The sequence below is a fragment of the Streptomyces sp. NC-S4 genome (genome assembly GCF_054353315.1).
The window spans coordinates 5,093,336-5,111,153 of sequence record NZ_CM135937.1 but is presented as its reverse complement, the minus strand read 5'-3'; the positions used below and the strand labels follow the sequence as shown (position 1 = coordinate 5,111,153).

Genomic DNA, 17,818 nt, shown 5'->3' with positions numbered 1-17,818 from the left:
GAAGACTACGTGAAGGGGTGCAGCCGAGGCAAATCGCCTCGGGCGCCGCCCCGCGGGCCGCCCGGGCGATGGCGCCGCGGCCCGCCCCGAGGCCGCCCCGCAGTCACCCCGAGGGCCGCCCTGACGGCGTCGTCCGCCTTCAGGGGGCATGCCCGGCCCCGAACACGGGAGCGGGCCCCCCGCCGCCCTGTGAAGGGGGCGAGGGGCCCGCTGAGCCACTCGGTGAGCCGTCAGGCTCAGACAGCAGCCGGGTCTTCCTCGACGAGGAGGTTCCGGGTGCGGTTCGGGTCCAGCTGGATGCCGGGGCCCATGGTGGTGCTGATGGCGGCCTTCTTGATGTAGCGGCCCTTCGCGGCGGACGGCTTCAGACGAAGGATCTCGTCCAGGGCCGCGCCGTAGTTCTCGACCAGCTTGTCATCGGAGAAGGAGACCTTGCCGATGATGAAGTGCAGGTTCGAGTGCTTGTCGACGCGGAACTCGATCTTGCCACCCTTGATCTCGGTGACAGCCTTCGCGACGTCCATCGTGACGGTGCCGGTCTTCGGGTTCGGCATCAGGCCACGGGGACCGAGCACGCGGCCGAGGCGGCCGACCTTGCCCATGAGGTCCGGGGTGGCCACAACGGCGTCGAACTCGTTCAGGCGGTTGCCCTTGGCGATCTCGTTGATCAGCTCGTCGTCGCCGACAATGTCGGCGCCGGCGGCTTCCGCGGCCGCAGCACGGTCACCGGTCGCGAAGACCAGGACCCGGGCGGTCTTGCCGGTGCCGTGCGGGAGGTTCACGGTGCCGCGGACCATCTGGTCGGCCTTGCGCGGGTCGACACCCAGGCGGAAGGCGACCTCGACGGTGCCGTCGAACTTGGTCGTGGAGGTCTCCTTGGCGAGACGGACGGCCTCGAGCGGGGCGTACAGCTTCTCCCGGTCGACCTTGGCGTCCGCAGCGCGGAGAGTCTTGCTGCGCTTCACTTCTGCTCCTGTATTTCGGCTTCAGGCATGGAGTCGTGGTGCGGACCAGCGCTTGGTCCTACCACTGATGGTGCTGGGGGGTGGCTGGATCAGCCTTCGACGGTGACGCCCATCGAACGCGCGGTGCCGGCAATGATCTTGACGGCGGCGTCGATGTCGTTGGCGTTCAGGTCGGGCATCTTCAGCTCGGCGATCTCCTTGACCTGGGCAGCCGTGAGCTTGGCGACCTTGGTCTTGTGGGGCTCGCCGGAGCCCTTCTCGATGCCCGCGTGCTTCAGGATGAGGCGCGCGGCCGGCGGAGTCTTGGTGATGAAGGTGAAGGAGCGGTCGTCGTAGACCGTGATCTCCACCGGCACGACCATGCCACGCTGCGACTCGGTCGCGGCGTTGTAGGCCTTGCAGAACTCCATGATGTTGACGCCGTGCTGACCGAGCGCGGGGCCGACCGGCGGAGCCGGGTTGGCCGCACCGGCCTTGATCTGGAGCTTGATAAGCCCCGTGACCTTCTTCTTCTTGGGAGGCATTGCTCTCTCCGGGTCCTAGTGAGAGTTTTCAGCCGCCCATCCGGTCATCCGGATGGAGGCATACCGCACCACGATAACGGGTATCGGTGCGGGGCTAAAAACCGAGCAGGTCAGACCGCCCTTCACGGGGCGATCTGACCTGTCCGGAAGCTGTCGCTCAGAAGATCAGTTCTTCTGGATCTGGTCGAAGCTGAGCTCGACCGGGGTCTCGCGGCCGAAGATCTCGACGAGGCCCTTGACCTTCTTCGAGTCGGGGTTGATCTCGTTGATGGTCGCCTGCAGCGTCGCGAACGGACCGTCGGTGACGGTGACCGAGTCGCCGACCTCGAAGTCCAGGACCTCGATGGTGCGCTTGACGGCGGGCGCGGGCAGACCGGCCTCTTCCGCGGCGGCCTTGGCGGCCTTCTCCTGCGCCTCCGGGGCGAGCATCTTGACGATCTCGTCCAGGGTCAGCGGGTACGGGTCGTACGCGTTGCCCACGAAGCCGGTGACGCCAGGCGTGTTGCGGACGACGCCCCAGGACTCGTTCGTCAGATCCATGCGGACGAGAACGTAGCCGGGCAGCTTGTTCTGCCGGACGTTCTTGCGCTCGCCGTTCTTGATCTGGACGATCTCTTCCTCGGGCACCTCGGCCTGGTAGATGAACTCCTCGACGTTCAGCGAGACGGCGCGCTGCTCGAGGTTGGCCTTCACGCGCTTCTCGTAGCCGGCGTAGGTGTGGATCACGTACCACTCGCCGGGGAGCAGGCGCAGCTCGTCGCGCAGGGCCTGGATGGGGTCGACGGGCTCGGCGGGCTCGACCGGAGCCTCTTCCTCGTCGGCCTCGACCTCGTCAGCAGCCTCTTCGACCTCGACGTCGACGTCGACGACGTCAGCCTCGTCGTCCTCGTCCTCGTCCTCGTCGGACTCGACGTGCAGCGCGGCCTCTTCGGCGGGGACACCCGCCTCGACGTCGGCGAGGTCGGCCTCGTCGGGGTCCACAGCGTCTGCCGCCTCGACGATGTCGAGCTCGTCCTCGACGGACTCGACGGAGTCGTGGCTCGCGTTCAGGTTCGGGTCAGACACGGTGGCTGCTTCTTCCTGGATACAAAAGGTGGTGGAACATGCGAAAACGGGCGGCACCCATCAGGCGCCGCCCTCCGCGGGGATCAGCCGAAGACGAACTTGATGGCTTCCTGGAACCCATAGTCAATCACGGTCACCAGACCGATCATGATGACCACGAAGACAATCACCACGGTGGTGTACGTCGTGAGCTGGTTGCGAGTCGGCCAAACAACCTTGCGGAGTTCCGCGACAATCTGGCGGTAGAAAAGCGCGAGACGGCCCAGAGGGCCCTTCTTGCCGCGCTTGCCGCCCTTGCGGGCCTTCTTCTCGCGCGTCTCGTCCTCGGCGTCAGGCATGTCGATGGAGCCCAGGGCGTCCGTCACGTCTCTCACCTGAATCCGGGTCGTGGCCGTACCGCGCCCGGTTGCGCCGCACGGCGTTGCATCTAAGTACGTACCTGCGCACACACGTCCGAGATGGAGTGTGGAGCAGGGCCGGAGGGACTCGAACCCCCAACCGCTGGTTTTGGAGACCAGTGCTCTACCAATTGAGCTACGACCCTTTGCGTCCCCCAACCTACCGCATCCGAGCGAGTGCACGGAGTGCTCGCGCTTGCAGCGGCTGGTGAGGTCCAACGACAGGTGAGTGTACGTGAACCGGGCCGTGACGTCGAACAGCGCCCGATCCGACATGCGCCGGTCCGTTGACTGAAACGGTGTGCGGCGCTTCTTTGCCGTCTGGGACGATTGCTCGTATGACCTCTGCAACGCCTTCCTCCGAGCGCCGGGTGTCCGCCCGTATCGGCGCCATTTCCGAGTCCGCCACCCTCGCCGTGGACGCCAAGGCCAAGGCCCTCAAGGCCGCCGGGCGCCCGGTGATCGGCTTCGGTGCCGGCGAGCCCGACTTCCCGACTCCGGACTACATCGTCGAGGCTGCGGTGGAGGCCTGCCGCAACCCCAAGTACCACCGCTACACGCCGGCCGGCGGTCTGCCCGAGCTCAAGGCCGCGATCGCCGCCAAGACGCTGCGCGACTCCGGCTACGAGGTCGAGGCCTCGCAGGTCCTGGTGACCAACGGCGGCAAGCAGGCCATCTACGAGGCCTTCGCGGCCATCCTGGACCCGGGTGACGAGGTCATCGTCCCGGCTCCGTACTGGACCACCTACCCGGAGTCCATCCGTCTCGCCGGCGGTGTCCCGGTCGAGGTCGTCGCCGACGAGACCACCGGCTACCGCGTCTCCGTCGAGCAGTTGGAGGCCGCGCGCACCGAGCGCACCAAGGTCGTCCTGTTCGTCTCCCCGTCCAACCCGACCGGCTCGGTCTACAGCGAGGCCGACGCGAAGGCGATCGGCGAGTGGGCCGCCGAGCACGGCCTGTGGGTGCTGACGGACGAGATCTACGAGCACCTGGTCTACGGCGAGGCGAAGTTCACCTCGCTGCCGGTCCTGGTCCCGGCCCTGCGCGACAAGTGCATCATCGTCAACGGCGTCGCCAAGACGTACGCGATGACCGGCTGGCGCGTGGGCTGGGTCATCGCCCCGCAGGACGTCATCAAGGCCGCGACCAACCTCCAGTCGCACGCCACCTCCAACGTCTCCAACGTGGCCCAGGTCGCCGCGCTGGCCGCCGTCTCGGGCAACCTCGACGCGGTCGCCGAGATGCGCAAGGCCTTCGACCGCCGCCGCCAGACGATGGTGAAGATGCTCAACGAGATCGACGGCGTCTTCTGCCCGACCCCCGAGGGCGCGTTCTACGCGTACCCGTCGGTCAAGGAGCTCATCGGCAAGGAGATCCGCGGCAAGCGCCCGCAGAGCTCGGTCGAGCTCGCCGCCCTGATCCTGGACGAGGTCGAGGTCGCGGTCGTCCCGGGCGAGGCCTTCGGCACCCCCGGCTACCTGCGCCTGTCCTACGCCCTGGGCGACGAGGACCTGGTCGAGGGTGTCTCCCGCATCCAGAAGCTCCTTGCGGAGGCCAAGGCCTGACGCGGCCCGCAGCCGGACCTGGGCGGCGGCACCCCCGAGGGTGCCGCCGCCCAGGCGTTTCCCGGCCCCGCTACCTCAGCCCCGCCGGCGTTTGAGGCGCGGCTCCGGCCCCCGCTCACGCGTTCGCGCAAGCCCCCGATCGGTAAAACCCCCTCCCGCCGAGCGCAGCGGTACGGCAGGATCACCAGATGGAGCACGCACGCGATCTCACGCTTCTGCCCAAGGCCCACCTCCACCTGCACTTCACCGGGTCGATGCGGCCATCGACCCTGCTGGAGCTCGCCGACAAGTACGGCGTGCGCCTTCCCGACGCCCTCACGGCCGGGGAGCCGCCCAAGCTCCGCGCCACCGACGAGCGCGGCTGGTTCCGCTTCCAGCGGCTCTACGACGCCGCCCGCTCCTGCCTGCGCGAGCCCGACGACATCCGGCGCCTGGTCCGCGAGGCCGCCGAGGAGGACGTACGGGACGGCAGCGGCTGGCTGGAGATCCAGGTGGATCCCACCTCCTACGCCCCCCTGCTCGGCGGGATGATCCCGGCCGTCGAGATCATCCTCGACGCCGTCGACGCGGCCTCCCGCGAGACCGGCCTCGGCATGCGGGTCCTCATCGCCGCCAACCGCATGAAACACCCCCTCGACGCCCGTACCCTCGCCCGCCTCGCCGTCCGCTACGCCGACCGCGGCATCGTCGGGTTCGGCCTCTCCAACGACGAGCGCCGCGGCATGGCCCGCGACTTCGACCGGGCCTTCGCCATCGCCCGCGAGGGCGGTCTCCTCGCCGCACCGCACGGCGGCGAGCTCACCGGCCCGTCCTCCGTCCGCGACTGCCTCGACGATCTGCACGCCTCCCGGATCGGGCACGGGGTGCGGGCCGCCGAGGATCCCCGGCTGCTCCAGCGGCTCGCCGACCGGCAGATCACCTGCGAGGTCTGCCCGGCCTCCAACGTCGCCCTCGGGGTCTACGAGCGGCCCGAGGACGTACCGCTGCGCACCCTGTTCGAGGCCGGGGTCCCCATGGCGCTGGGCGCCGACGACCCGCTGCTCTTCGGGTCCCGGCTCGCGGCCCAGTACGAGATCGCCCGCCGCCACCACGCCTTCACGGACGCGGAGCTCGCCGAGCTGGCCCGCCAGTCGGTGCGCGGCAGCGCGGCCCCCGACGAGGTGCAGGCCAAGCTGCTGGCGGGGATCGACCACTGGCTCACCGGGTGAGCCGCAGGTCCCCCTCGTAGCAGTCGGCGCGTACCCGCCCGCCGTCCAGGAAGCCGATCTCCAGGTGGGTGCGGCCCTGTTCGGGCAGGGCGAACTCGGCGACCGAGGCGACGGTCTCGCCGAGGTGCTGCAGGAAGGGGTGGTCGCCGAGGTCCTCGCCGACCTCGATGCGGCCCCACTCCCCCATGTCGTACGCCGCGTGCGGGGTGGCGGACTCGACGATGAGGCACTGGTCGGATCCGGTGGTGATGCGGATGGTGTCGCCGATGCTGTCGATCAGCCAGACGTCGAGGGGCGCCTCGGAACGTTCGCCGTCGCTGACGTGCCAGGACGCGACGACTCGGCTGAGCGTGCGACCCACGAGACGGGTGGGGTCCGTACCGGCCCCGTGCAGGGGACAGAGCATGGGCGGCCGGGGCTCCTCAGATGCTGACGCCGACCGTCACCGGTTCGTTGACCAGGGTGACGCCGAAGGCCGCGTGGACGCCCGCGACGACCTCGCGGGCCAGGGTGAGGAGGTCCTCGGTGGTGGCCTCGCCGCGGTTGGTGAGGGCGAGGGTGTGCTTGGTGGAGATGCGCGCCGGGCCGGTGCCGTAGCCCTTGGTGAAGCCGGCCTTGTCGATCAGCCAGGCCGCGCTGGTCTTCGTACGGCCGTCGCCGGCGGGGTACGCGGGCGGGGCGGCTTCGGGGCCGAGGCGGTCCTGGGCGCGGGTGAGGAAGGCGGCGTAGGCCTCGTCGGTCAGGATCGGGTTGTGGAAGAAGGAGCCGGCCGACCAGGTGTCGTGGTCGGCGGGGTCGAGGACCATGCCCTTGCCGGCGCGCAGCCGCAGCACGGTCTCGCGGGCGGTGGCGGCGGGGACCCGGTCGCCGGCCTCGACGCCGAGGGCGCGGGCGGTCTCGGGGTACTTGATCGGTGCCGACAGGCCGCCTGCGTCTTCCAGGGCGAAGCGCACGCGCAGGACGACGTAGCGGTCGGGCTGGTCCTTGAAGGTGCTGTTGCGGTACCGGAAGGCGCACTCGGCGGCGCTCAGGGTGACCGTTTCTCCAGTGGTGCGGTCGTAGGCGACGACCTCGGTGATCGTGTCGCAGACCTCCTGGCCGTACGCACCCACGTTCTGGATCGGGGTGGCGCCGGCCGAGCCGGGGATGCCCGCGAGGCACTCGATACCGGCCAGGCCGGCCTCGACGGTGCGGGCCACGGCGTCGCTCCAGTTCTCGCCCGCGGCGAGTTCCAGGGTGGTGCCGTCGAGGGTGAAGCCGGTGGTCGCGATGCGCAGGGCGGTGCCGTCGAAGCCCCGGTCGCCGATGACCAGGTTGCTGCCGCCTCCGATGACCAGGAGCGGGGTCCCGCTCTCGTCCGCGGCGCGCACGGTGGCGACGACCTCGGCGTCGGTGGTCGCGGTGACCAGGCGGGCGGCGGGACCACCGAGACGGAAGGTGGTCAGCGGGGCGAGGGGGGCATCGTGGAGTTCCTGCACGTGGACAAGAGTACGGTCCGTGTCCCTCGCATCCCTGCGTGGCCACGGACCGTACTCACTCGTCCCCCTGCCGACGGGGTCAGCGGTCCGTCTTCTGCTCGGCGAGGCGGCGTTCGGCCTCGGCCCAGGTGAGGGGGAGCTCGTCGGCCCGCACGGTCCAGAAGGTGAACGCCGATTCCTTCGTGTACGCGCTGGCGGCGCGGGAGCTGGAGCGGTGCGGCTCGCTGCGGGCGAAGCGGTAGAGCGCGTCCCTGTCCTCCCAGGCGGAGAGGGTGAGGAAGGTACGGCTGAGGACCCGGGCGCGGAGGGCGACTCCATGGGCACCCGGGGCCTTGCGCATCTGGAGGATGATGCCGGGCGCCTTGAGGAAGAACCTGACGGCGCCGATGAGCGTGGCGGTCTCGAAGCGCGAGGCCATGACGTAGACCTCGGCGTCGGGGGCGGCCTGGGTGGGCGTGGACCAGGGGACGTCGGGCATGGCTGGCTCTCCTTGGCGGTCGTGGTCGGGGTCGTGGTCGTGGTCGTGGTCGGGTGAGGGTGCGAGTGCCTGTGCCGGTGCGGGTGCGGGTGCGGGTGGGGTCAGCCGGCGGCGGGGACCTTGTCCGGGACGGCGGTGGGCCGGCTCGCGGGAGCCTGGGCGGCCTTGGCCTTGCGGGGCACCAGCAGGGCCAGGGCGGCGGCGAGGGCGACCGCTCCGGCGCCGATCCACAGGGCGGGGACGGTGCCGTCGGTGAAGGCCTGCGGGGATTCGTAGCCGCCCTGGGCGGAGAAGACCGATGCCAGGACCGCGACGCCGAGGGCTCCGCCGACCTCGCGCAGCGCGTTGTTGGTGCCGGAGGCCTTGCCCTGGTCGGCCGGGGCGACGGTGGACATCAGGACGTTGGCCGCGGGGGCGAAGTAGAGGGCCATACCGATGCCGCTGAGGATCAGCGGCGGGAGCTGGGCCGCGTACGAGACGTCCGCGCTCAGGATCGCCGCGAACCAGCCGAGACCGAGGGCCTGGAAGGCGAGCCCGGCGGCGACGACCGGACGGCCACCGATGCGGTCGGAGAGGATCCCGGCCAGCGGGGCGACGATCATCGGCATTCCGGTCCAGGGGAGCATGCGCAGTCCGGCCTCGGTGGGCGAGTAACCGGCGACGCCCTGGAGGAACTGGCTGAGCAGGAAGATCGAGCCGAACATGCCGAGGAACATCAGCAGGCTGGCCAGGTTGATCCCGAGGAAGCCGCGGTCACGGAAGAGCCGCATGGGAAGCATGGGGTTGGCGTTGTTGAAGCCGTGGTGGATGAAACCGCCGACGAGCGCGGAGCCGAGGATCAGGCCGGTCAGGACGGGGGCGCTGGTCCAGCCCTCGGAGTTGGCGTTGACCAGGGCGTAGACGATGCCGAAGAGGCCGCCGCTGATGAGCAGGGTGCCCGGGATGTCGAGGCGCGCGCCGGGGGCGGTGGACTCGGCGAGGCGCAGGCGGGCGAGCGGGATCAGGGCGAGGCCGATCGGCACGTTGAGCCAGAAGATCCACTGCCAGGAGATGTGCTCGGTGAGGCTGCCGCCGATGAGGGGGCCGCTGGCGACGGCGAGGCCGGTGACGGCTCCGTAGATCCCGAGGGCCATGCCGCGGCGGGCGGCCGGGACGGCGGCGGTGAGCAGGGTGAGCGTGAGCGGCATCATGATCGCGGCGCCGACGCCCTGCACGGCGCGGGCGGCGATGAGCGCGTCGATGCCGGTGGAGAGGGCGGCCGCGGCGGAGGCTCCGGTGAAGACCGCGAGGCCGGCGATGAACAGCCGGCGGCGGCCGAAGCGGTCCCCGAGGGCGGCACCGAACATCAGGAGGACGGCGAAGGTGAGCGTGTACGCGTTCACCGTCCACTCCAGGTCCTCCAGCTTGCCGCCGAGGTCCTCGCGGATGGCGGGGAGGGCGGTGGTGACGACCAGGTTGTCGAGCGCGGCCATGAAGCTGGCCACGCCGGTGAGGACGAGGGCCCAGACGGCGGGCCCCCGGAGCTTGGTGTCGTTGGTGTCTTGCGTGTGCACGATGTCCCCCTGCGGTTTGTTAGTTATTGCTGACTAACTTTCGTGGCCATGACAATGCGCGCGGGCAGATCCCGCACGCCGTCACTTCTCCAGACGCCCCTCGGCACCCGCCGACGGGTAGAGACCCTCCCAGACCCGATGCCCGGGAGGGAAGCCCATGGCGGCGAGGGTGTTGATCAGCATTCCGTACGCCATGAAGGTCGTACCCTCGCCGACGTCCCCGCCGAAGGGCACGTGGACCGTGTCCCAGAGCTCCATCCAGCCCTTGCGCACGAGCTCACCGAGCTCGCGGTCGCCGGCCGCCTCGGCGGCGGCGACGCTGACGTACATCTGGAGCTGCATCTGCAGCTTGTCGGGATCCTCGGCGATCAGCCGGGTGTAGGCGTTCGCCATCGCCTGCGTGGCCTCCTCCCCCTGCAGCCCTTCGGCGGCAGCGGCGAAGAGCTCACGCGTCTCCCTCAGGCAGCGCTCGGAAGCCGCGAGGAAGATCGCCTGCTTGCTGGGGAAGAGCCGGAAGAGGTACGGCTGCGAAACCCCCACCCGCTTGGCGATCGCCTCGGTGGAGGTCCCGTAGTAACCTCCACGCGCGAACTCATGCACCGCCGCCCGAATGACGCTCTCACGCCGCTCATCTGCGCTCATCCTGACCATGTGACCAAGTTAGTGCTCAATCACTAACCAAGTCAAGGGGGTGCGGGGGTTGGGCGGGGCGGGCTCGGGAGGCGGGGCGGGGCGGGGCGGGGGCTTCGGTGGGGGTGGGGCGGGGTCCTCTGGGGCGGTATCAGGGATGTGCTGGGGGTTTCCCGTCAGTCCCATCGTCCCTCCGGGTCGGGCCGGTCCCTCAAGGGCGCTCCTTCGTCGCGTCGCTTCGCGATGTCGCTGCGCTCCACCCTTGACCGACCGTCCCGCCCCGGAGAAACGAAAGACTGCCGGGAAGCCCCCAGAGGAACGGGCCGGAGGATCCTTTCCAGGGACGGGGCGTCGGATACACCCAGCCCCCTTCCACGTGAGCCAGGGCCGACAGACGAGGCCGATCCAGACCGGGGCCCGGATCGGTGGGCGCGCCAAATCGCTACGCGCTCCTCATCTCTCAGCGTCCGACGACCGTCTGGGGCTGGACATAGGCCGCCCACGGCCTCGGTCCGGCACTCGACCTGCGTCCGACGACCGGCCCAGGCCGGGCACAGGCCGCCCCAGATCGCTACGCGCTTCTCCCTGACCGCGTCCGACGGCCGTCAGCGGCTGACGAGAAGGGGCGGACGGCCGATAGTCCGGGTATTCCGCAGTGGAGCCGGGTCAGCGCAAGCATCGCACCACAAACCCACCACCAAACAGGGGCAATTAGGGCAATCTTCCGGCTCGCCCGGCCGCCCGCTCACACTGACCCGCACCCACTGCGGAATAGGCGCTGTCTCACGCCTTTCCGCCCCGGACGACCGCCAGACACCTCCCGGGAGAAGCACCTGCGGCCCGTGGGTGGCCTATGACCCGCCACAGACGGCCGACGGGCGCAGGTCGAGCGTCGCACCGAGGCATTGGGCGGCTTATGAACGGCCACAAACGGCCGTCGGCCGCTGTCGGCGAGAAACACCCCAGGCCGTGGGCGGCCTATGTCCAGCCCAAGACGGTCGTCGGACGCTGAGGAATGAGGAGCGCGTAGCGATTGGACGCGCTACCCCCGTCCCGGCAGGCGGCTCCTGTCGGCCCCGCCTGCCGACCGTCCCCTACGCCCGACAGGGCCGGGCATGGCCGACCGTCCCCGTCCGTGTCTTGATCCCCCGGCCCGTTCCTTTGGGGGCTTCCCGGCAGTCTTTCGTTTCTCCGGGGCGGGACGGTCGGTCAAGGGTGGCCGCAGGCCATCGCGAAGCGACGCGAGGAACGAGCGCCCTTGAGGGACCGGCCCGACACGGAGGGACGATGGGACTGACGGGAAACCCCCAGCACATCCCCGACACCGCCCCAGAAGACCCCGCCCCACCCCCACCGAAGCCCCCGCCCCGCCCGACCCGACCCCGCCCCGCCGGCTCCCGCACACCCCCGCCCATCAAAAAGGGCGGAGGCGCCACCCCGGCGCCCCCGCCCTTCCCGCTTCACTTCACTTCATTTCGCTTCACTGCACCGCGCTGCGCCCGTCGGCTCAGGCCAGTTCGACCACCGCGCGGGACATGCCCAGGACCTTCTGGCCCGCGCTCATGGCCGTCAGGTCGACCCGGACGCGGTTGTCGTCCAGCTTCGCGGCGACCTTCGCGGTGACCTCGATCAGCCCGCCCCGGTCGTCATTGGGGACCACGACCGGCCTGGTGAAGCGCACGCCGTACTCGACCACCGCGCCCGGATCGCCGGCCCAGTCGGTGACCACGCGGATCGCCTCGGCCATGGTGAACATGCCGTGCGCGATCACGTCCGGCAGTCCGACCTCCTTGGCGAACTTCTCGTTCCAGTGGATCGGGTTGAAGTCGCCCGAGGCGCCCGCGTACTGGACGAGCGTGGCGCGCGTCACGGGGAAGGACGCCGCCGGCAGCTCGGTGCCGACCTCGACGTCGGCGTACTGGATCTGCGCTGCCATGTCAGGCCTCCTCGGGGGCGCGGGAGACGAGCTTCGTCCACGCCGTCACCACGTGCTCGCCGGTCTCGTCGTGGACCTCACCGCGGATGTCGATGACGTCATTGCCCGCGAGCGACTTCACGGACTCGATGGTGGAGACCACCGACAGCCGGTCACCGGCGCGCACCGGGCGGGAGTACGCGAACTTCTGGTCACCGTGCACGACGCGGCTGTAGTCCAGTCCCAGCTGCGGGTCCTCGACGACCTGGCCGGCGGCCTTGAAAGTGATCGCGAACACAAAAGTCGGCGGAGCGATCACATCGGGGTAGCCGTACGACTTCGCGGCTTCGGGATCGCTGTAGACGGGATTGGTGTCACCCACCGCGGCCGCGAATTCGCGGATCTTCTCCCGGCCGACCTCGTACGGATCGGTGGGCGGGTAGCTCCGCCCCACGAAGGACTGGTCGAGAGCCATGACTCACTACCTCCTGTTGAAGGGACACGAATGACGCAAGAAGAAAGACAGGAACGGGCACGGAAACGACACAAGGCCGCCCCCAATGAAGGGGACGACCTCATGACGGTGCCTGTTATTGGAGACTTCGCTGGGGTCAGCGGGTCTCGCGGTGCGCGGTGTGCGAGTTGCAGCGCGGGCAGTGCTTCTTCATCTCAAGACGGTCCGGGTTGTTACGCCGGTTCTTCTTGGTGATGTAGTTCCGCTCCTTGCACTCCACGCAGGCCAGCGTGATCTTCGGGCGGACGTCGGTGGCAGCCACGTGAGTGCTCCTTGACGGACTATGGGACGGATGAACGCATAAAAGAGTAGCCGATCGGGAGACCGACCCCGCAATCGGCTACTGTGTGTAGCGGCGACCGGACTTGAACCGGTGACACAGCGATTATGAGCCGCTTGCTCTACCGACTGAGCTACGCCGCTTTGATGTGATCAGCTCCCCACCCGAGGGTGGGGAACCTCTCTCACCAGAGCCCCAATGCGGAATCGAACCGCAGACCTTCTCCTTACCATGGAGACGCTCTACCGACTGAGCTATTGGGGCGAGCGATGAAGACATTACACGGTTGCCCGCCGATCGCCCAAATCCTTTGCGGGAACAGGGCTCCGAGGGGGTTCGCGAGCCGCTCCCGATCAACCCGCCGATCACTTCCGCCCCACATCTCGGGCGGAATGTGGGCGGGCTCACAGTCCGGCACCCGCCGGTCGGAGCCCTGCGGCCCGTCGGGGCGCACACGCGGGCGCCCCGGCGCGTGGCACCACACCGGTACGACTATTGCGCTCTTCCGCGAAGCGGGGTGCGCCGCGCCCTAGGCTCTGAGCACGCTGCGTGATCTTGGGCCGCGGGCCACGGCTCCAGGAACCGCCCGAGCCCACCGCAGGAGCGCGATGTCCGACAGCCAGCCGCAGCAGCCGTTCCAGGCGCCCAGCGGCGGAAACGGCAACGCGGCCGCCGCCGAGGCCGCCACCACCCTGCTGCTCGCGGGGGCCCGCCTCACCGACGGCCGCACCGTCGACGTCCGCCTCGGCGGCGGCCGGATCCAGGCCGTCGGCACCGCGGGCAGCCTCCCCTCCCCCGCGCCGGCCCGGGTGGACCTGACCGGCTACCTGCTGCTCCCCGCCCCCGCCGAGCCGCACGCCCACGGGGACACCGCGCTGACCGCCGACGCCGAGGGGCCCGTCTCCTACTCCCCGGACGAGGTCCAGCGCCGGGCCACCGAAGCCGCCCTGCTCCAGCTCGGGCACGGCGCCACAGCGGTCCGCTCCCACGTCCGCATCGGCGACGTGCACGGCCTCGGCCCCATGGAAGCCGTGCTCCAGGCCCGCCGCTCCCTGCGCGGGCTCGCCGACCTCACCGCCGTGGCCGTGCCCCGGCTGCTGACCGGGGTGGCCGGCGCCGACGGGCTGGCCATGCTGCGGGACGCGGTCAAGATGGGCGCCTCCGTGATCGGCGGCTGCCCCGACCTGGACCCGGACCCGACGGGCTTCCTCGAAGCCGTCCTGGACCTCGCCGCCGAGCACGGCTGCCCCGTGGATCTGCACACCGACGGTGACGACCCGGGCCGCCTCGCCCGGCTCGCGGCGATGGCCGGCGGGCTCCGCCCCGGAGTGGCCATCGGCCCGTGCGGCGGCCTGTCCCGGCTCCCGCTGGACGCGGCCGCCCGCGCCGCCGATCAGCTGGCCGCGGCCGGCGTACGGGTCACCTGCCTGCCCCAGGGCGACTGCGCGGCCCTGGAACGCCGCGGCCTGCGTACCGCCCCCGTCCGGCTGCTGCGGGCCGCCGGTGTGCGCGTCGCGGCCGGCAGCGGGGCCCTGCGGGACGCCGGGAACCCCGTCGGCCGCGGGGATCCGCTGGAGGCCGCGTACCTGCTGGCCTCCCAGGGAGGGCTCCGGGCGGGCGAGGCGTACGAATCCGTCAGCGGCTGCGCCCGTGAGGCCATGGGCCTGCCGGAGGTCCGGGTGGAGGCCGGGTTCCCGGCGGAGCTGCTCGCCGTGCGCGGGGACCGGATCGCGGGCGTGCTCTCCCTCGCCTACAGCCGGATCGTGATCCACCGCGGGCGCGTGGTAGCCCGTACGAGTGCCGTACGGGAGTACTGCGACTCCGCCGTCGCGGTGGCCCTGGACCTGCCCCGGCAGGGCCGTACGGAGGCAGGGCCGTGAAGTTCGCCGTCCGCTCGCGGGCGTCGGCGCCCGGCTCGTCGTACGGTCGGGTCATGCGCATCGTCATCGCGGGTGGACACGGTCAGATCGCGCTGCGGCTGGAGCGCCTGCTCGCCGCGCGCGGGTACGAGGTCGCGGGCATCATCCGCGACCCGGCACAGGGCGACGACCTGAGGCAGGCGGGCGCCGAGCCGGTGCTCTGCGATCTGGAATCGGCCTCGGTGGAACATGTGGCGGGGATCCTGCAGGGCGCGGACGCGGCGGTGTTCGCGGCCGGCGCGGGCCCCGGCAGCGGAATCGGGCGGAAGGACACCGTGGACCGCGGGGCTGCGGTCCTGTTCGCCGATGCCGCCGAACGGGCCCGCGTACGGCGCTTCCTGATGGTCTCTTCGATGGGTGCGGACGCGCACCACGGCGGTGACGAGGTCTTCGACGCGTACCTGCGGGCCAAGGGCGAGGCCGATGACCACGTACGGACCCGGCTGGGCCTGGAGTGGACCGTTCTGCGCCCTGGTTCGCTGATCGACGACGCCGGGACGGGCCTGGTCCGTCTGGAGGCGCAGACGGGCCGCGGGGCCGTCCCGCGCGACGACGTGGCGGCGGTGCTGGCCGAGCTGGTCGAGACCCCGGCGACGGCGGGCCTGACCCTGGAACTGGTCTCCGGTTCGACGCCGGTCGAGGTGGCCGTGAAGGACGTGGCGGGCAACTGAGGCCGTCGCCCCGGCAGTCCGGCGGTCCGGCGCTTCGCCGGCCCGGCGGCCCGGTGCTTCAGAACCCGGCGCTGACCTTGTCGTCGGACCGGCCGACGGAGTCCTGCTGGTACCGGTCCTCGTACGCCTGCCGGATCCGCTCGATGCGCGTGCTGCGCTCGTCGGCCTCCTTCTCCGGGTAGAGCAGGACCACCTCGTAGGAGGTCTCGCGGACGGTCCTACCGTCCTGGCCGCGCCACTGGCCGTACCCGTCGTGGAGGGTCAGCCCCTCGGGGAAGGCGGGGGTGATCTCCAGGTCCAGGAACCGCATGAACTCGCGTTCCTCCACCGGATCGCGACCGTCGGCCCGTTGGGTGCCGAAGTACAGCCGGGTCTCCTGGTAGGGCTCCCCCACGTCCGTGTGGAGGGCGGCTCCCACCAGAGCCGGGAGCCCTGCGCCGAGCAGGGCCATGAGCACCCCGCCGCCGACCTTCCCGCGCGTGTCAGATGTCCATTTCACCCCCGGTGAACGAACAGGGGCCGTGGACGTTGCGGTCGTGTTCGGTGCGCCGCCCGTACGCCGTCGGGCGACGGCGGGAAGCCCGCCCGCCCGTGGAGGCGGGCGGGACGGGCTTCCGGATCGGTGCTGTGGGGTGCGGCTACCAGTAGATGACTACGTAGCCGTCGCCGCCGTCCTTGCCGCGGGAGCCGGAATTGCCGATGGCGCGGTTGGTACCGCCGCCGCGGCCGCCGTCGCCGCCCACGGCCGTGCCGTCCGGGAGCTGGACGATGCCGTCCGCGGTGCCGCCGCCGGTGCCGTCGGCGTTACCCGGGTCACCGTTGTGGTTGACGCCGCCGGAGGAGCACGTTCCGGTGCCGCCCAGGCCGGGCGTGCCGGGCTCGCCGGGACCGCGGTCCGCGGCGCCGCCGCCACCGCCGCCCCCGCCGCCGGTGGCGGTGAGGAGCACGGTGTTGCTCGACGCCACGGTCAGCGACGTGGTGGTGCCGGCCGAACCGGCGGTGCCGTTGGCGCCCGGCGCGCCGCCGAGGCCGTTGGCACCTCCGGTGCCGACGTCCACGCCGTAGTCCGTCAGCGGGGTGACCGGGATGACGCACCAGGTGAAGCCGCCGCCACCGCCACCGCCACCGTGGCCACCGACGTTCCGCGCGGCCGCGGCGGCGTCCGAGTCCGCGGCCGCGTCGACTCCGCCGTTCGGGTTGTTGTTCGGGTTGTTGGGGTTGCCGCCGCCGCCGTTGTTGCGCGCGGACCCGCCGCCACCACCGCCGCCACCGCCGGCGCCCCATGCCTGGACGAACACCGAGGTGACGCCGGGCGGCGGGGTGAAGGTGTTGTCCGAGGTGAACTGCCGCAGGCCGTGGACGACCAGGGGCCCGTGCTTCTTGTGCTTGTCGTGCTCCGAGAGCCCGTGCTTCTTGCCCCCGGGCTGCACGTCATGGTGGCCCGTCGGCTTGGGCCCGTCCGCGGATGCGGCCGGAGCCAGCGCGATCAACTGGCCGGTGAGGGCCGCCGCGGCGGCGATGGAGGCGAGCAGAACCCGGGAGCGCCCCCGGGGCCGTTGAATCGTCGCCGACTGATGGTTCAGGTTCATGGCTTCCTTACCCGCCGGCGCCGAGGGCTGCCGCGGGATGCGATGGGAGGGGTGCGTGCGTCACGCGCCGCCCATCCGACCTGGCCACGGCCTCGCCGTGGCGCTGGCAGGGCCGGGGCTGTGGCCCAGTCAGGTGAGTAGTTCATCTGACCGGACCAACCACGGATACGAAAGAACCCCCGCTCACTGTGATTCCACAGATGAACGGGGGTTCCACTCGCGTGGCGGCGCCAGGGTTCGAACCTGGGTAGGCTGAGCCGGCAGATTTACAGTCTGCTCCCTTTGGCCACTCGGGCACACCGCCAAGATTTGCTGCCATTTTTTCCGCCTTGCGGCGGCGCTCCCTGGCAACGACGTAAACGATACCTGATGACCGGGGGTGCTTCACCACCGGATTGATCAGCACCGCGGGTGGGCGCGGTGGCTAGGCTTTGCCGAGCGGGCCGGGCATGTCCGGCCGTGCCCTCCGGGGTGATCACAACCGACTTCAAGGAGCCACACCACATGGCCGACTCCAGTTTCGACATCGTCTCGAAGGTCGAGCGGCAGGAGGTCGACAACGCCCTCAACCAGGCCGCCAAGGAGCTCTCGCAGCGTTACGACTTCAAGGGCACCGGCGCCACCATCGCCTGGTCCGGCGAGAAGATCCTGATGGAGGCGAACTCCGAGGAGCGCGTGAAGGCCGTCCTCGACGTCTTCGAGACCAAGCTGGTCAAGCGCGGGATCTCGCTGAAGGCGCTGGACGCCGGGGAGCCGCAGCTGTCCGGCAAGGAGTACAAGATCTTCGCCACGATCGAGGAGGGCATCTCCCAGGAGAACGCCAAGAAGGTCGCGAAGATCATCCGGGACGAGGGTCCCAAGGGCGTCAAGGCCCAGGTCCAGGGCGAGGAGCTGCGCGTCAGCTCCAAGAGCCGTGACGACCTCCAGGAGGTCCAGGCTCTGCTCAAGGGCAAGGACCTGGACTTCGCGATCCAGTTCGTGAACTACCGCTGACCCTGTTCCGCGCACTGCCCCACGCCGGCCCGGCGGTCTTCACCGACCGCCGGGCCGCGGCGGTTGCGAAGGG

Annotated in this window: 18 protein-coding genes, 4 tRNA genes and 1 pseudogene; 5 read left to right on the top strand and 18 right to left on the bottom strand. The window is 70.6% G+C overall.

The genetic code is table 11. The annotated features are described in order from the left end of the window. Window positions 1–236: 236 nt before the first annotated feature. From rplA to ACXNSR_RS23020, 5 genes are all read right to left on the bottom strand, one after another. Window positions 237–965 carry a 50S ribosomal protein L1 gene (rplA, locus tag ACXNSR_RS23040; protein WP_150258764.1) on the bottom strand — a complete coding sequence of 243 codons (729 nt, stop codon included), beginning with the start codon at window positions 963–965 and terminating at the stop codon, window positions 237–239. A gap of 89 nt (window positions 966–1,054) precedes the next feature. Next, window positions 1,055–1,489, bottom strand: a complete 435-nt coding sequence (rplK, locus tag ACXNSR_RS23035) for a 50S ribosomal protein L11 (protein WP_030008445.1) — start codon at window positions 1,487–1,489, stop codon at window positions 1,055–1,057. Between the two features lie 165 nt (window positions 1,490–1,654). Continuing rightward, window positions 1,655–2,554 (bottom strand): transcription termination/antitermination protein NusG, encoded by a 900-nt coding sequence (gene nusG, locus ACXNSR_RS23030; RefSeq protein WP_458637403.1) that lies wholly within the window; start codon window positions 2,552–2,554, stop codon window positions 1,655–1,657. A gap of 83 nt (window positions 2,555–2,637) precedes the next feature. Continuing rightward, the gene (secE, locus tag ACXNSR_RS23025) at window positions 2,638–2,919 is read right to left on the bottom strand and encodes a preprotein translocase subunit SecE (RefSeq protein WP_030825982.1); all 282 of its coding nucleotides are present in this window, start codon (window positions 2,917–2,919) and stop codon (window positions 2,638–2,640) included. A gap of 106 nt (window positions 2,920–3,025) precedes the next feature. Next, window positions 3,026–3,098, bottom strand: a tRNA-Trp gene (locus ACXNSR_RS23020). A gap of 192 nt (window positions 3,099–3,290) precedes the next feature. On the opposite strand from ACXNSR_RS23020, the gene ACXNSR_RS23015 reads away from it, so the two are divergent. Both ACXNSR_RS23015 and ACXNSR_RS23010 read left to right on the top strand, forming a co-directional pair. Continuing rightward, the gene (locus ACXNSR_RS23015) at window positions 3,291–4,517 is read left to right on the top strand and encodes a pyridoxal phosphate-dependent aminotransferase (RefSeq protein WP_458637402.1); all 1,227 of its coding nucleotides are present in this window, start codon (window positions 3,291–3,293) and stop codon (window positions 4,515–4,517) included. 188 nt (window positions 4,518–4,705) lie between these two features. Beyond that, a complete protein-coding gene (locus tag ACXNSR_RS23010; RefSeq protein ID WP_458637401.1) occupies window positions 4,706–5,725 on the top strand; it encodes an adenosine deaminase in 1,020 nt (339 codons plus the stop codon). Here the strand turns inward: ACXNSR_RS23010 and ACXNSR_RS23005 are convergent. From ACXNSR_RS23005 to ACXNSR_RS22960, 10 genes and pseudogenes are all read right to left on the bottom strand, one after another. Continuing rightward, on the bottom strand, window positions 5,715–6,131 hold the full coding sequence (locus ACXNSR_RS23005) for a hypothetical protein (RefSeq protein ID WP_458637400.1): 417 nt from the start codon (window positions 6,129–6,131) through the stop codon (window positions 5,715–5,717). The two genes, ACXNSR_RS23010 and ACXNSR_RS23005, sit on opposite strands and share 11 nt — an antisense overlap. A 16-nt stretch (window positions 6,132–6,147) precedes the next feature. After that, a pseudogene (locus ACXNSR_RS23000) lies at window positions 6,148–7,218 on the bottom strand (UDP-N-acetylmuramate dehydrogenase); the annotation flags it as partial. Between the two features lie 64 nt (window positions 7,219–7,282). After that, on the bottom strand, window positions 7,283–7,681 hold the full coding sequence (locus ACXNSR_RS22995; protein ID WP_458637399.1) for a DUF3291 domain-containing protein: 399 nt from the start codon (window positions 7,679–7,681) through the stop codon (window positions 7,283–7,285). A gap of 101 nt (window positions 7,682–7,782) precedes the next feature. Beyond that, on the bottom strand, window positions 7,783–9,234 hold the full coding sequence (locus ACXNSR_RS22990) for an MFS transporter (RefSeq protein WP_458637398.1): 1,452 nt from the start codon (window positions 9,232–9,234) through the stop codon (window positions 7,783–7,785). Window positions 9,235–9,315: 81 nt separating this feature from the next. After that, window positions 9,316–9,885: a TetR/AcrR family transcriptional regulator gene (locus ACXNSR_RS22985; protein ID WP_458637397.1), complete on the bottom strand. Its 570-nt coding sequence runs from the start codon at window positions 9,883–9,885 to the stop codon at window positions 9,316–9,318. Window positions 9,886–11,371: 1,486 nt separating this feature from the next. Continuing rightward, the gene (locus ACXNSR_RS22980; protein ID WP_458637396.1) at window positions 11,372–11,800 is read right to left on the bottom strand and encodes a MaoC family dehydratase; all 429 of its coding nucleotides are present in this window, start codon (window positions 11,798–11,800) and stop codon (window positions 11,372–11,374) included. Between the two features lies 1 nt (window position 11,801). Then, a complete protein-coding gene (locus ACXNSR_RS22975; protein ID WP_189733406.1) occupies window positions 11,802–12,254 on the bottom strand; it encodes a MaoC family dehydratase N-terminal domain-containing protein in 453 nt (150 codons plus the stop codon). 136 nt (window positions 12,255–12,390) lie between these two features. After that, entirely contained in the window at window positions 12,391–12,555 is a 165-nt protein-coding gene (gene rpmG / locus ACXNSR_RS22970; protein WP_003956487.1) for a 50S ribosomal protein L33, read from the bottom strand. An 88-nt stretch (window positions 12,556–12,643) separates the two neighbouring features. After that, window positions 12,644–12,716 (bottom strand) — tRNA-Met (locus tag ACXNSR_RS22965). A 48-nt stretch (window positions 12,717–12,764) separates the two neighbouring features. Further along, window positions 12,765–12,837: transfer RNA gene (locus ACXNSR_RS22960), tRNA-Thr, on the bottom strand. A 344-nt stretch (window positions 12,838–13,181) separates the two neighbouring features. Here ACXNSR_RS22960 and ACXNSR_RS22955 point away from each other — a divergent pair. Then, window positions 13,182–14,453, top strand: a complete 1,272-nt coding sequence (locus tag ACXNSR_RS22955) for an amidohydrolase family protein (RefSeq protein WP_458637395.1) — start codon at window positions 13,182–13,184, stop codon at window positions 14,451–14,453. Window positions 14,454–14,506: 53 nt separating this feature from the next. After that, on the top strand, window positions 14,507–15,163 hold the full coding sequence (locus ACXNSR_RS22950; RefSeq protein ID WP_458637394.1) for an SDR family oxidoreductase: 657 nt from the start codon (window positions 14,507–14,509) through the stop codon (window positions 15,161–15,163). Window positions 15,164–15,221: 58 nt separating this feature from the next. Here the strand turns inward: ACXNSR_RS22950 and ACXNSR_RS22945 are convergent, their stop codons facing one another. The 3 genes from ACXNSR_RS22945 to ACXNSR_RS22935 all read right to left on the bottom strand — a co-directional run bounded on the left by ACXNSR_RS22945 (window position 15,222) and on the right by ACXNSR_RS22935 (window position 17,056). Further along, on the bottom strand, window positions 15,222–15,662 hold the full coding sequence (locus tag ACXNSR_RS22945) for a DUF3574 domain-containing protein (protein ID WP_458637393.1): 441 nt from the start codon (window positions 15,660–15,662) through the stop codon (window positions 15,222–15,224). 139 nt (window positions 15,663–15,801) lie between these two features. Next, entirely contained in the window at window positions 15,802–16,752 is a 951-nt protein-coding gene (locus ACXNSR_RS22940; protein ID WP_458637392.1) for a hypothetical protein, read from the bottom strand. 222 nt (window positions 16,753–16,974) lie between these two features. Further along, a tRNA-Tyr gene (locus tag ACXNSR_RS22935) sits at window positions 16,975–17,056 on the bottom strand. A gap of 200 nt (window positions 17,057–17,256) precedes the next feature. On the opposite strand from ACXNSR_RS22935, the gene ACXNSR_RS22930 reads away from it, so the two are divergent. Continuing rightward, window positions 17,257–17,745, top strand: a complete 489-nt coding sequence (locus ACXNSR_RS22930) for a YajQ family cyclic di-GMP-binding protein (RefSeq protein ID WP_030009008.1) — start codon at window positions 17,257–17,259, stop codon at window positions 17,743–17,745. The last annotated feature ends 73 nt before the right edge of the window (window positions 17,746–17,818 follow it).